Origin of the sequence: Lactobacillus sp. ESL0703 (assembly GCF_029433435.1) — a bacterium.
Classification (GTDB): Bacteria; Bacillota; Bacilli; order Lactobacillales; family Lactobacillaceae; genus Lactobacillus.
Map to the genome: position 1 here is coordinate 209,747 of NZ_JAQTIB010000003.1, position 12,672 is coordinate 222,418.

12 protein-coding genes and 1 tRNA gene are annotated in these 12,672 nt (G+C 40.6%); 8 read left to right on the plus strand and 5 right to left on the minus strand.

What is annotated here, in order from left to right; all coding sequences use genetic code 11:
- Positions 1-45 precede the first annotated feature (45 nt).
- Positions 46-708 (minus strand): BspA family leucine-rich repeat surface protein, encoded by a 663-nt coding sequence (locus PT278_RS06045; RefSeq protein WP_277130997.1) that lies wholly within the window; start codon positions 706-708, stop codon positions 46-48.
- Between the two features lie 191 nt (positions 709-899).
- Between PT278_RS06045 and PT278_RS06050 the strand changes: the two genes are divergently transcribed.
- From PT278_RS06050 to PT278_RS06075, 6 genes are all read left to right on the plus strand, one after another.
- On the plus strand, positions 900-1,979 hold the full coding sequence (locus PT278_RS06050) for a DUF4097 family beta strand repeat-containing protein (RefSeq protein WP_277130998.1): 1,080 nt from the start codon (positions 900-902) through the stop codon (positions 1,977-1,979).
- Positions 1,980-2,264: 285 nt separating this feature from the next.
- Positions 2,265-2,897 (plus strand): 1-acyl-sn-glycerol-3-phosphate acyltransferase, encoded by a 633-nt coding sequence (locus PT278_RS06055; RefSeq protein ID WP_277131000.1) that lies wholly within the window; start codon positions 2,265-2,267, stop codon positions 2,895-2,897.
- A gap of 12 nt (positions 2,898-2,909) precedes the next feature.
- A complete protein-coding gene (locus tag PT278_RS06060; protein ID WP_277131002.1) occupies positions 2,910-3,749 on the plus strand; it encodes a glycosyltransferase in 840 nt (279 codons plus the stop codon).
- A 20-nt stretch (positions 3,750-3,769) separates the two neighbouring features.
- On the plus strand, positions 3,770-4,717 hold the full coding sequence (locus tag PT278_RS06065; RefSeq protein WP_277131003.1) for a glycosyltransferase family 8 protein: 948 nt from the start codon (positions 3,770-3,772) through the stop codon (positions 4,715-4,717).
- Positions 4,714-5,577, plus strand: coding sequence for a lysophospholipid acyltransferase family protein (locus PT278_RS06070; RefSeq protein WP_277131005.1), 864 nt, complete (start codon positions 4,714-4,716; stop codon positions 5,575-5,577). Before PT278_RS06065 ends, PT278_RS06070 begins: the two co-directional genes overlap by 4 nt.
- Before the next feature lie 105 nt (positions 5,578-5,682).
- Positions 5,683-5,913 carry a cytochrome b5 domain-containing protein gene (locus PT278_RS06075; protein ID WP_277131007.1) on the plus strand — a complete coding sequence of 77 codons (231 nt, stop codon included), beginning with the start codon at positions 5,683-5,685 and terminating at the stop codon, positions 5,911-5,913.
- A gap of 66 nt (positions 5,914-5,979) precedes the next feature.
- Here PT278_RS06075 and PT278_RS06080 read toward each other — a convergent pair whose 3' ends face one another.
- Both PT278_RS06080 and PT278_RS06085 read right to left on the minus strand, forming a co-directional pair.
- On the minus strand, positions 5,980-7,125 hold the full coding sequence (locus PT278_RS06080; RefSeq protein ID WP_277131008.1) for a glycerate kinase: 1,146 nt from the start codon (positions 7,123-7,125) through the stop codon (positions 5,980-5,982).
- Between the two features lie 21 nt (positions 7,126-7,146).
- The gene (locus tag PT278_RS06085; protein ID WP_277131009.1) at positions 7,147-8,445 is read right to left on the minus strand and encodes an SLC13 family permease; all 1,299 of its coding nucleotides are present in this window, start codon (positions 8,443-8,445) and stop codon (positions 7,147-7,149) included.
- A gap of 221 nt (positions 8,446-8,666) precedes the next feature.
- Here PT278_RS06085 and citG point away from each other — a divergent pair, with 221 nt between their 5' ends.
- Positions 8,667-9,488 carry a triphosphoribosyl-dephospho-CoA synthase CitG gene (gene citG / locus PT278_RS06090; RefSeq protein WP_277131010.1) on the plus strand — a complete coding sequence of 274 codons (822 nt, stop codon included), beginning with the start codon at positions 8,667-8,669 and terminating at the stop codon, positions 9,486-9,488.
- 54 nt (positions 9,489-9,542) lie between these two features.
- Here the strand turns inward: citG and PT278_RS06095 are convergent, their stop codons facing one another.
- A complete protein-coding gene (locus PT278_RS06095; RefSeq protein WP_277131011.1) occupies positions 9,543-11,423 on the minus strand; it encodes a flavocytochrome c in 1,881 nt (626 codons plus the stop codon).
- 115 nt (positions 11,424-11,538) lie between these two features.
- Here PT278_RS06095 and PT278_RS06100 point away from each other — a divergent pair, with 115 nt between their 5' ends.
- Positions 11,539-12,465: a LysR family transcriptional regulator gene (locus PT278_RS06100; protein ID WP_277131012.1), complete on the plus strand. Its 927-nt coding sequence runs from the start codon at positions 11,539-11,541 to the stop codon at positions 12,463-12,465.
- A gap of 48 nt (positions 12,466-12,513) precedes the next feature.
- On the opposite strand, the gene PT278_RS06105 is transcribed toward PT278_RS06100, so the two are convergent.
- Positions 12,514-12,586: transfer RNA gene (locus PT278_RS06105), tRNA-Asn, on the minus strand.
- Between the last annotated feature and the right edge of the window lie 86 nt (positions 12,587-12,672).

Consider the following 12,672-nt stretch of genomic DNA (forward strand, 5'->3'; position numbering starts at 1 on the left):
TTAATAAGCTGTCCTAGTTATGAGGGCAGCTTATTATTTTCCTTTTTATTTTTTACCGGCATGAGCACTTTTACTGTGCTGGACACTATCTGTATTCGGAACTAAGCCCGAATTATCAAACATACCCTTTTTCTTGGCAGCTGGCACGTGACTAGTATCAAGCTTACTCAGATCAACTTGCGTTAGCTTTTTATCACTATTAAACATATTAGTCATGTTGGCTGCCTTGCTGGTATTAAGGTTACTTAAATCCAACTTATACAGGTTTTCATCATCACTGAACAGTTCGGCCATATTGACAACTCTACTAGTATCAACAAGGTTAAAATTATCAATGGTTTTTAAATTATATAGATAACTAAATTTACCCCCAGAATTAATTGCCAAGCTAACTGGTGTAGCAAAATTTATGTGTTCAATCCAACCGCTCCAAGGAATAAGACCACTTATCTGCCCACTCAAAACTTTAGTACTTAACTGTGACCCGCGACTGCTTGAACTAATTGTTAAAGTCCTAGTTACAATATCGTAAGACCAATCACATTGCCCATCTTGTCCGCTCCACAAGCCAGAAAAGTCAGTGGTATTAGAATTCGCACTGTCAGCATTAACACTGGTAGTATTTACAGCCATACTGCCAAAGCCAAACAAGGTTATTGCCGTAATTAGTAAGATTAACCTATTTTTCTTAAAAGTTGTTACTTTCATTTTTCGTACCTCAATGTTATTTAACCTGATGAATTTAATTATAAGCTTAAAAAGCACCAACATCACAATATTTAAATAAAAATATCATAAAATTTATAGCTGTTTAAATCATCATTTAATAAACTAAAAGGCTATAATAGATGCAGAAATAATTTTAATTTAATATTGATTTGATATGTGGAAGAATAGTCATGACGCAAATAATTGATGATTATATTAAAAATTTAACACGTGAATTAGCAGATTTATCCCCTGAGCAGCAACAAGCTACCCTGGCTTTTTACCGTGACTTTTTAATCAGCGGCGATTTTCAAGCAAAAGAAGAAATCGAAAAAGAGCTTGGTACCCCCGCAGAATTAGCCCGCGACGTCTGCACTGACTACCAAAAAATCACAGTTGCTCATTCGACACTCTCAAAATCTGCCAGTGACAATTACGTGCGCGGATTTCATGTAGAAAAAAATCCTTCACGTAAACGAACAATTATTCCTGATAAATTCACCAAGATCAAGCTCACCTTACGCAATGCAGATGTGTATATTCATTCCGGTAAGGAATTTAAAGTTTTTATCACGGATTATACCAGCAGACCGATTGAAGTTAAAACTGACGAGCAAACGCTACTCATCAGCGAGCAGCCTCCGCAAAAAGGCAAAGGCTTAATTGTGATTAATTGGCGTACGGCAACTAGTCACATTGAAATTATTGTTCCAAGCAACTGCCCGCTTACGACTATTAGCGGTCATAGCACCAATGGCAACATTATCTTGCAAAATATCAAGCTGCAGTCAATCACCCTGCAGCAGGACAACGGCAATACTTTATTCAATGATGTCATCCTTACTCAGGATTTAACCCTCAATTCCCAAAACGGCAACGTCCAGATGATCCAGGTTAACATCGCGACCACGTCCTTGCGGTCATGTAACGGCGATATTACCTGCAAGCGTAGTGCCTGCAAGCAATTTATCATGCAAACCTTAAACGGCAATGCCAACTTTACCCAGTGCAACTTAACCCTAAAGCTTAATTCCAAAAATGGCGACGTTAAAATTGAACGCAGTCAATTAACGAACAACAATATCGTTAGTTCAACTGCTGGCGACCTGTTCTTAAAGCAATTGGCACACGACATGAATTATCATCTATCGTCAAAACACGGCACGATTATGTACCATAAATCCAGCGTCGGCAACAAACTGTCAAATACGATTGGCTCAAATGATACTTTACGAATGGCATCAACCGACGGAGATATTATTATTTACTAAAAACAAAAGACAGTACCTAGTGCAGATACTGTCTTTTGTTTGCTTAAAATAATTAATAACCTTATGCCAACTTCCTTACAATCTTTTTCATATTATAAAATTCATGATAAAATTACATAATAACATTCTTGAAAGAAGGGTTTTACTGTTAAACGCAAATATTATTATCATAATTTAACCGATGACGTTGTTGCCAGCAGCGGACAAGATTATCAGCTGCCTGATGACTATGATATCTTACCAACAACAACCAGCGGCAAATTATGGTCACGAGCTATCCGCCCCTTGGCAAATCTTATTAGTTTTATTTACTTAAAATTAATACTTAAGGTTCAGCTAGTTGGCAAAGAAAAACTGACTGCCAGCCAAAATCAGGGACAATTTATTTACGCTAATCATACCCAAGCTTTCGGCGATGTCGTTATGCCGTTAGCAGTTATCCCAGCAAGCAACTACTATGCAATTGCTTCTCAGGCCAACTGGGGCATCCCCATCTTGGGTAAACTTGTCTTGCCCTATTTCGGCTTGCCTGTTGGGCATAACCTCAAAGAGGCAAGTAAATTAATTAGTGCAATTACTACACTAATTGCTAAGCAAAAAACAATCGTTATTTATCCGGAAGCGCATGTTTGGCCCTACTACACACAAATTCGGCCCTTTTCAGCGACCAGCATGCATTTTCCCATCAAGCTCAATACTGCTAGCTACGCGATGACGACGACTTACCAGCAGCCAAAATCAGGCAAACAAGGCAAGCGCCCGCAAATTATCGTTTATCTTGACGGACCCTTTTATCCAGACCCCAATCTAGATAACAAGCACGCCCAGCAAAAATTGCACGACCAAATTGTGGCGGCAATGCAAGAGCGGGCAAAATTGAGTAATTATGACTATTGTACCTATCAAAAAACAAATTAAGGAGTTGCCTCAATGAATATACTTTTTTGCGGTGACCATCATGCCGAAGATGGAATTTTAATTGCCACATTATCATTATTAAAAAATGCTGGCGCTAAAGAGTTACATATTTATATTTTAACTATGTACACGCAAAATTATAAAAAGAAGTTTCAGCCCTTTTCCAAGCATGCCGCAGATTATCTCAGCTCACTCTTGCTTCAGCAAAATCCCCAGAACACCCTAAAATTAATTGACTGTACGGGATTATTCGCTAAAGAGCCGCCACTGGCTAATATGGGTACGCATTTCACGCCCTACGCAATGCTGCGGCTATTTGCCGATGAAATTCCGCAATTGCCGGATAAGATTTTATACCTCGACGCTGACGTCATTGTGCGACGCAGTTTAGAGCACTTTTATGACCAAGACCTGACCGATACTGAATTTATTGGGGTGTTAGATTATTGGGGGCGGTTTTTCTTCCATAATTTGCACGAACACACGGTATTTGACTATGTTAATTCCGGTGTCTTACTGCTAAACATGACCAAAATTAAGCAAACCCGGCTCTTTGCCCGTGTACGTCACTTATTACAAACGAAAAATGTTTTTATGCCTGACCAATCTGCCCTTAATCATTTCGCCCAACACAAAAAAATTGCGCCGCGGCGTTATAATGAGCAGTACAAATTAAAATCTGACACAGTCATCCAGCATTTCACCACCAGTTTTCGCTTTTTCCCACTGTTTCATACGCAAACAGTTAAGCCTTGGGATGTTGAGCGGGTCCATCAGGTACTGAAACTGCATGAATACGATGACATTTTGAACCGTTACCTAGAATTAAAGGGTAATCTAGATCAAAATTAATTTTTATTGGAGAGAAATTTATGACAATTCCAGTTTTTTATTCAATCAGCGATGATTATACAAAATACGTAGCTGTATCGCTTAACTCTTTAGTTAAACATGCTAATCCAGCTAACGATTACACCGTTTATTTTTTAAATCAAGATTTAACTGAGGAACACAAAAAGGACCTAGCAGCCTTTGGCAGCGACAACGTTCACATTAAGTTTTATACAATTGATGAACAAGTTGTTGAAGCAATTGAAAATCGCCCTGAAAATTACCTCAAGGCCGACTTCTTCACCATGTCAATCTTTTATCGCTTGTACATCCCGGATTTATTCCCAGAATATGACAAAGCAATCTATATTGATGCAGACACAATTATCAATGAAGATATTGCCAACTTATACGCAACTGAGCTGGGTAATAACTTATTCGGCGCCTGCATGGATTCATCAATCCAATATGTTCCTAAAATGATTACCTACATCAAAGAAGTCTTGGCGCTCGACCCGAAGAAGTACATCAATTCAGGCGTGTTAGTCCTTAACTGCCAAGCATTTCGCGACGAACACTTTGTGGCGCACTTTACTGACCTGTTAACCAAGTATCATTTTGACTGTATTGCTACCGATCAGGATTATCTTAATGAGATTTGCGACGGTCGGATATTTTACCTTGATCCTAAGTGGGACGCAATGCCTAATGAAAACACCGAGCCACTAGCTCAGCCAGGACTTATTCACTACAACTTATTCTTTAAGCCGTGGCATTTCGCTGATGTTCAATATGCGCAATATTTCTGGGATAATGCCAAAGAGACTAAGTTCTATGATGAACTTAAAGCGGGCCTTGATAATTACACTGATGAGCAGCGTGAACAAGACCGCAATAAACTGAACTTTATGCTCTCTAAGGAAGATAAAACCATCAAGGACCCACTAAATTGGGCACAAGTTAAGAAACAAGGACCGGTTACTTTATGATTATCGGAGACGATCGCGAACGTGTAATTGCAAATATCAAGCGGGCAACTGAAACTGGTGATTTAAATGCTAAAGTTGAGGTTGGCGACCCCGTTCTGTCATTGCAAGAACGAAAAGATTTGGTTAATGCATTTTGGCAGGAACAACAAAGTTTAAAGGGCAAACTGAATAATAAGGTTGGTCACACCTTTTTCAATACCTTGGCACGCGTTTTAACAGCTTCAACCACATTTACGGGACTTGATAACTTAAGTGACTTACCACGCGGCGGAGCGATTATTACGACCAACCACTTCAACCAAATTGACTCACTGCCAATTAAGCGTCTGGCGAATAAAACCCACCACCACTTAACGATTGCAATTGAGGATACCAACTTAAAGCTGCCGGGCATTCTAAGCTACTTGATGAATTATGTCGGGACTATTCCGCTGGTTCAAAGTACCAGCTATATCAGCGATGACTTCCCCAAGCATTTACATCATGCATTGGCCCAAGATGATTGGGTGTTAATTTATCCTGAACAGGAAATGTGGTGGAATTACCGCAAACCGCGGACTTTGCAGCGTGGTGCCTACTACTTCGCTGCCAAACAAAATGTGCCGATTATTTCAACCTTTATTGAGATTCAAACTCTCCCAAAGTTGGAAAAAGACCACCCTCATTTTGAGCAAACTAAGTACATTGTCCACGTGCTGCCCCCAATTTATCCTGATACCAGCGTTAGTGCCAACATTGACTCCAAACGCATGCTAAAACAGGATTATCAACAAAAAGTTGCCGCTTACGAAAACGCTTATCAGCGCAAGTTGGATTACACTTTTACCCCGTGGGATATTGCTGGTTGGCGCAACAAGTGAAAGAATATGCAAGCATATAAATAGACTTATTTATTTTGGTGGATTATTATAACAGTAGTTACTAAAAGTAAGGTATAATTATTGATATGGAAGGAGTGTTCTTCAATGGAGAAGTTCACAAAAGATACTTTAGCAAAATACGATGGTAAAAACGGCAACCCAGCTTACGTTGCTATTGACGGTAAGGTTTACGATGTAACCGGCAATTCACACTGGACTAACGGTGAACACCACGGCTTTTCGGCTGGTCAAGCTTTAGACGAAGGGATTGCACAATCACCTCATGGTAAGAGCGTTTTGGCTAAGTTGAACCAAGTTGGTACATACGAAGACTAATCAATTACCACCCCAATAAAAAAGCAGATGTCTCTAAAAAGACACCTGCTTTTTTTGTTTATTCTTTTATTTACGCAAGACCTTAATTAAACGTGCAATGTTTTCAGCGGTAATCGCCACATCATGTTCGGCATTGGCAATCGCCTGTGGTAACGCCTCAGCACCAATCGGTGTTGCGAAAATCGCGTCAATTATGCCATTTTTGTACAAGGCACTAACATCCTCGCCAATATTACCGGCAAGCGCTAACACCAAGGCATCAGGTACAACTTCTTTAGCAGCAAGGGCAACACCATAGGGGGTCTTACCAAACTGTGTCTGATAGTCAATCCCACCTTCACCGGTAATTACGATATCGGCTTGCTGGAGCTTTTCTTTCAAACCGCTAAAGCGAATCACAATGTCACTCCCCTTAGCCATTGTCGAATTGGTAAAGGCAATTAGCCCGGCACCTAAGCCGCCCGCAGCACCAGCACCGGCTAGATCCTTAACTGCTACACCTAGGTCTTGCTGAATTACATCCGCATAGTGGGCAAGGTTACGATCTAACTCCAACACCATTTCCGGAGTTGCTCCTTTTTGCGGGCCAAAAATATGGCTGGCACCATTTGGTCCTACTAATGGGTTAGTCACATCCGAAGCAATTAAAATTTTTACCTGCTTGAGCCGTGAATCAACCTTACTGGTATCAATTTTAACCAGCTTATCAAGCTGACCACCACCAAAATCAAGCTCACAACCTTGACTGTCAAGCAGTTGGTAACCAAGTGCTTGGGCCATTCCGGCACCGCCATCATTAGTTGCCGAACCGCCAATGCCCAAAATAATTTGGCTGACACCTTGATTAAGGGCACTAATAATCAGCTGTCCTGTACCAAAAGTCGTGGCAAGCGTGGGATTATGGGTCTCTTCTGTCACGTACTGCAATCCACTAGCAGCTGCCATTTCAATTACAGCAGTATTGGAAGTTCCTAGAATGCCGTAAGTCGCTGTGACTTCTTGTCCTAGTGGCCCCGTCACTTGTTCTTGAATGAACTTACCGTAAGTTGCTGCTGTCAGGGCACTTACTGTCCCCTCGCCGCCGTCAGCCATCGGTACTAGTGTATATTCAGCTTCCGGCAAAATCGGCTGCATCCCCCGCTTAATTGCATGAGCAGCTTCCTTAGCCGTTAAGCTCCCTTTAAATGAGTCTGGTGCAATTACAATTTTCACAATCAGATTCCTTTCTGAATACTACATTAAATGCATAAAGCCGTACATCATCGTCGCAACAATTGTCGCACTTAACCCCACAATTGTTTCATAGCCAATTGCCTTAGAACGTTCCTTAATATTCATGTTCATTGCATTAGCGGTGACGTGGAAATAATTACCCTGTGGCAAGTGATCGATCACAATCGCACCTGTATGAACCATTGCGGCACCAGCTAGTGGTGAAATCCCAAAGCCCAAAATCGCCTTGGTAAATGATCCGGTTGCCAAAATAACCCCAGTAGACGTCGATGCAGACGCAGCTGCCATTAAGATACCCGAAATTGGAGCTAAAAAGACGCCTGAAATACCTGAAGACTTAATTAACGTAATAATTAATTGCGGTAAGGTTGAATTAGTTATCGTGGCCCCAATTGCCCCTGCGCCAATTAAAATTAACACAACATCGGTCATTCGGCCAATTCCAGCTTGCGCATAAGCACGTAACTTCTTGCCCTTCTTCATCGCAAGCGCACCAATAATACTGGCAATTGGCAGCACATACATTGCATCCAAGTTTATTTTGGTCAAAAAGGTTAACTTACAGATTGAACCTATTGGGTTAATTAATAATAACAAAATAGCCAAGATTGGGGTAACTAACGCTGAAGCTAAAGAAGGCAGAACTGCATTATTACTATCAGCAGCCAAACCTTCTAAATCTTTATCACTAACGGATTCACCCTTGCCTTTAATTAAACTAGCAACAATTACCGTAACTAAGAGGGCAACAACTGCCGGAATAAAGTCAGCAATCATTAATTGACTTAACTCAACTTTAAAGCCCTTTGCGGCCGCAATCGTATTAGGATTGGGCGAAATAATGTTTCCGGCCTTACCACCGCCAGATAATGCAACTAGCAGCGCCAATTTAGAGATATGCATCCTCTTGCCTACTTCCAAAGCAATTGGCGCAACTATTAAAACAGCCACCGGAATAAAAACCCCGACAGCCGTAATAACCATTGTTGCAAGTGCTAATGCAAAAATCGCCAACTTATCACCAAGCTTATTCACAATTGTCTTAGCAATTATATTGGCTGCGCCAGATTCCATCATTACACCAGCTAACATCCCCGCAGCCAAAACCCGCAGGATTGTTCCGATCACACTTTGACCACCAGCAACTAGAATATTAATCGTTTGTGTTAAGTTGGCCCCGCCTATCAGACAAGCAAAGATTGCTCCCAAAATCAGCGAATAAACGGGATTTAATTTTTTTAGTATTAAAATAATCGCTAAGATCAATCCCAGCAGCGCCGACCACCATGTTAAAACCATTTCTTTCTCCTTTAAAACGACACGAATATTTCTTAACAAATAACTTTATTTTGTTAAGTTTTTGATGTTTTTAATAATTTTTGGCAACTTGAGCCACTTTTTAAATTATGTTATTCTCAAATTACCGGATAATTGATAAAAAATTATAATTACCGTAACAGCCTATGTTACTACAGATGTACGAATTTTAGAACACAATTTAATAAGCAAGATATTAATCTATGATAAATTCAATTACACAAAACGCACTGCGCGCGCTTTTATATGAAGTTACAACAGAACCCAAACCTGGATTAGTTGATCCCGCTAGTCCCGGCCCCCACCCTGACATGAACATCTATACTTTCATTGACAGCAGTCTGAGTCTGACACGATACTTAACTGACGCGGTCGAACTTGGTAGAAATTTTAAGGAAACAGACTTAACGCAAATGTTTTACATGCTTCGGCAAAAAGGACTGGCCGCTGAGAAAGCAATGTTTACGGCAACTCAAGGTGTTAACACTCATAAGGGGGCAATCTTTGCTTTAGGGATTTTTACTTGCGCCGAAAGTTACTGCCAAACTAGACAGACAGAACTGTTTACCACTATTCAAAAAATGTGTCGCGGCTTAATCAAACACGATTTAGTACGCAACTCCTTGCCGCAAACTGCCGGCGAAAAAGAGTACGCCAAATACGGCTACGGCGGCGCTCGCGCCGAAGCAGAACAGGGTTATCCAATTGTCGAGAAGATTGCACTTCCTTTTCTAAAAAATAGTACAGGAACCGTCCAAACTCGCTTATTGGATACGTTAATGAAAATTGCAACTGTCACTGTTGACAGCAACCTAATTAAACGCGCTGGCAAAGCCCAGGTAATTGATTGGCTGCACCAAGAAGCTGCTGAGTATTTAGCCTTGGGCGGCTACGCTACACCAGCTGGCCAGCAAAAGTTAACTGAGCTAGCACAAGACTGTCTAGAACATAACTACAGCTTAGGCGGTTGTGCGGATTTACTAATTGTTACTATTTTTGTTGGGTTAGAACGCAACTATTTATAAGCAAAAAAATAATAGCCAACCATCAAGGTTAGCTATTATTTTTTTATTTATTAATTAATGTGCAGATGCACCGGTTGAAGTATCGGTGTCTTTTAATTCACTGCAAGCAGTATCGGCAGCAATCCGACCGAAAGTAAAGATATCAGCCAAAGAGTTACCACCTAAACGGTTACCAGCATGCAAGCCGCCGGCTACTTCACCAGCAGCGTACAAGCCATCAATTACTTGATCCTGTTCATTAAGCACTTGTGCCTTAGGATTAATCTTAACGCCACCCATTGTATGGTGAATGGCTGGTTTACGTGGTGTTGCATAAAACGGTGCAACTTCACACTTCAAGTGGAATGCGCTCTTACCAAATTCAGGATCTTTACCTGCTTCAACGTAAGAATTATATTTCTTAATTGTTGCAACTAAAACATCTGGATCCATTCCCGCTTTTTCGGCTAATTCTTCAAGTGTATCAGCCTTGAGCAAAGTACCGGCTTCAACCTGCGCATCAATTGATTCTTGCGTTGTGTTATAGGCTGTAGCCTTAATCTTGTCATCAGCAATCAGGTAGAACAGACCGCCATTGGCAATGGCTGCTTGAGCCAAGGTGTCACGTTCAGCGAATTCATTAACAAAACGTTCACCCTTTTGATTAACCATAATAAAGTTCTCTGGCGGTGTCTGCAAACCAGTAAACAATTCACCAGTTTTTGGATCAGAAACAGGCATTAATTGAATAAAGCCCATACCGACCAACTTAGCACCAGCTTCTTGACCAAGTGCAATCCCGTCACCAGTAATTGCTGGCGAATTGGTTGTGGCAATATCGTCATCAATATGCTTCCAATAAGTGTTGTACTTTTGAACCATTGGCGTATTCGCACCAAAACCACCGGAAGTTAAAATTACTTTTTGCGCGTGAATGGTTACTTTACTGCCATTGCCAGCTTCCGCAACTACACCCGTAATTTGGCCATCATTAATAATTAAATGCTTGGCTCTGGTCTCAGTTAAAATCGTTGCTCCATGTTCCTTAGCCCAATCACCTAGAACGTGGATAAAGGCGTAGCCCATTGGCTCAACTGGCTTATGACCTCTGCGCCATAAAGCACCAACTGGCATAGTAACGTCGCTGCGATCAAATTTGACCCCTAAATCTGTCAGCCACTTAACGGAATCCAAAACATTGTTAACTAATTCAGTTACTAAGGCATAGTTACCGTGGATTTCATTACCATTTAAATCTTTCCGCTTACCACCTAAATAAGTTTGAATTTCATGTAATAACACTGAATCAAACAAGTAATCGCCATCAGATTCAACATAAGCATTAATCTGCTTTTGTAATTTCTTAAAGTCTTCCTGATATTCGGGATCAATCTCGTCAATTGGTGTTTCTGCTAACTTAATCAAGCTTTCTTTTTCACCTGGAAGTGCCTTAAATTGCTTTTGCCAGTCAGGTTCTGCCGCGTTTAATGGACCACCGGCACGAGTTGTGTTACCGCCGATTTGTGGATATTTTTCCAAAACGATAACTTTTTTGCCATTTTGAATTGTTCTTGCAGCTGCAGCAAGGCCGGCACCACCAGCACCAATTACGACAACATCAGTTGTGTATTCTTTGTCTTCACCATCATTAACGCTTGGCTTAGCACGGTTCTCCCATTCTTGAGCATCACCGCCGGCTTGAGTTATCGCTTCAGCAACTCCCGTAACCACACCGTTACTTGAGATCGTTGCACCACTTACAGCATCAACATTTAAAGTTTGGTTGGCAATGATTTGCTTTGGTAGCCGCTCAAAAACTTTATCGGCAACTCCCTTAGTTTCACCACTGGAATCAATTGTAATATCAGTTATTTTATCTTCAGAAAGTGTCACCTTCATTGGCATAAAGCTAGCGCCGTGACCCTTTGCTTTTACATTATATGTACCTGGTTTCATTATTTGTACTTCCTTTCTGCAACATTCAATAACTAAAGTTTACTAATCTTCAGTTAAATCGTAAAATACTTTTATGACAAGTAAGTCATAACAATTTTGTTATTGGAGAAAATTTATGAAGAATCCAGAAATTTTATTACACTATCTTGACGCTTTACTCAAGGAAAGTAATTTTACCCGGGCTGCACATGAATTGTATATTTCCCAGCCCTATTTAACCCAACTAATTAAGCGAATTGAGAAACAATTGGGCGCCACAATCATCAATCGCAATAATCTTCCCTTTACCTTAACTGAAGCTGGCCTAATTTATTACAAATACTTAGAAACAGCCATCAGTAACAAGCAAAACTTAACTCAAAAGTTAACGCCCTATGTCCACCCGGATAAAGAAATTATTCGAATTGGTATTTTAGAAAGTCTCGGAACCTTTTTACTGCCAGAGTTGTTGCCCAATTTCTTAACTGATAATACTAATATTAAGGTTCAATTATTTGAATCATTCCCGCGAAAAAACGAGGCTCAATTATTACACGAACAGATTGACTGCTACATCGGCCAAACACCTGAATCACTCAATCATGGGCTGGATTTCTATGTTAACGGCAGTGAAAAATACTTTGTGATTATTCCCCCTGCTTCACCTTACTTTAAAAAGGGTAAATTCATTTTGGACCCAGAAGAATATGACATTAAAGAGCTATTGAAAGAACCCTTTGTCGTCAGCTCTGCTAATTCAGCAATCAGACACCAAGTAGATGGTGCTTTCCAAAAGTTCCATATTAAGCCCAACATTATTTTAGAGAGTAACAGTATCATTACGGCTACTAATTTAGCTATTAAGGGCGTAGGTCTAACAATTTCTGCTGCCAGCATCATTAAAAGAATGGCACAGACACCTATCAACCTTTTGCCGTTAGATCCACAATTGATTGAAATAAAATATTTCATCGCAGTCAAACATGGAAAAAAACTAAGTCACAGTTTAAGTAACTTAATTACCAAGTTTCAAGAATTACAGATTCAACCAATTATTAGATAAAGAGAATACACAAAAAAGAGGACCAGAGGTCCTCTTCCTTTTACCTTGCTCCGGCTGTCAGACTCGAACTGACGACATCTTGATTAACAGTCAAGCGCTCTACCAACTGAGCTAAGCCGGAATATTAAAAAAAGCACGGCAGCGTCCTACCCTCGCAGGCAGTCTCCCACCAACTACTCTCGGCGTGAAGAAGCTTAACTACTGTGT

What these genes read in the sequence shown, in the direction of transcription:
- PT278_RS06045 (WP_277130997.1), bottom strand. Translation starts at nt 708, where the DNA reads ATGAAAGTAACAACTTTTAAGAAAAATAGGTTAATCTTACTAATTACG.
- PT278_RS06050 (WP_277130998.1), top strand. Translation starts at nt 900, where the DNA reads ATGACGCAAATAATTGATGATTATATTAAAAATTTAACACGTGAATTA.
- PT278_RS06060 (WP_277131002.1), top strand. Translation starts at nt 2,910, where the DNA reads ATGAATATACTTTTTTGCGGTGACCATCATGCCGAAGATGGAATTTTA.
- PT278_RS06065 (WP_277131003.1), top strand. Translation starts at nt 3,770, where the DNA reads ATGACAATTCCAGTTTTTTATTCAATCAGCGATGATTATACAAAATAC.
- PT278_RS06070 (WP_277131005.1), top strand. Translation starts at nt 4,714, where the DNA reads ATGATTATCGGAGACGATCGCGAACGTGTAATTGCAAATATCAAGCGG.
- PT278_RS06075 (WP_277131007.1), top strand. Translation starts at nt 5,683, where the DNA reads ATGGAGAAGTTCACAAAAGATACTTTAGCAAAATACGATGGTAAAAAC.
- PT278_RS06085 (WP_277131009.1), bottom strand. Translation starts at nt 8,445, where the DNA reads ATGGTTTTAACATGGTGGTCGGCGCTGCTGGGATTGATCTTAGCGATT.
- citG (WP_277131010.1), top strand. Translation starts at nt 8,667, where the DNA reads ATGATAAATTCAATTACACAAAACGCACTGCGCGCGCTTTTATATGAA.
- PT278_RS06095 (WP_277131011.1), bottom strand. Translation starts at nt 11,423, where the DNA reads ATGAAACCAGGTACATATAATGTAAAAGCAAAGGGTCACGGCGCTAGC.
- PT278_RS06100 (WP_277131012.1), top strand. Translation starts at nt 11,539, where the DNA reads ATGAAGAATCCAGAAATTTTATTACACTATCTTGACGCTTTACTCAAG.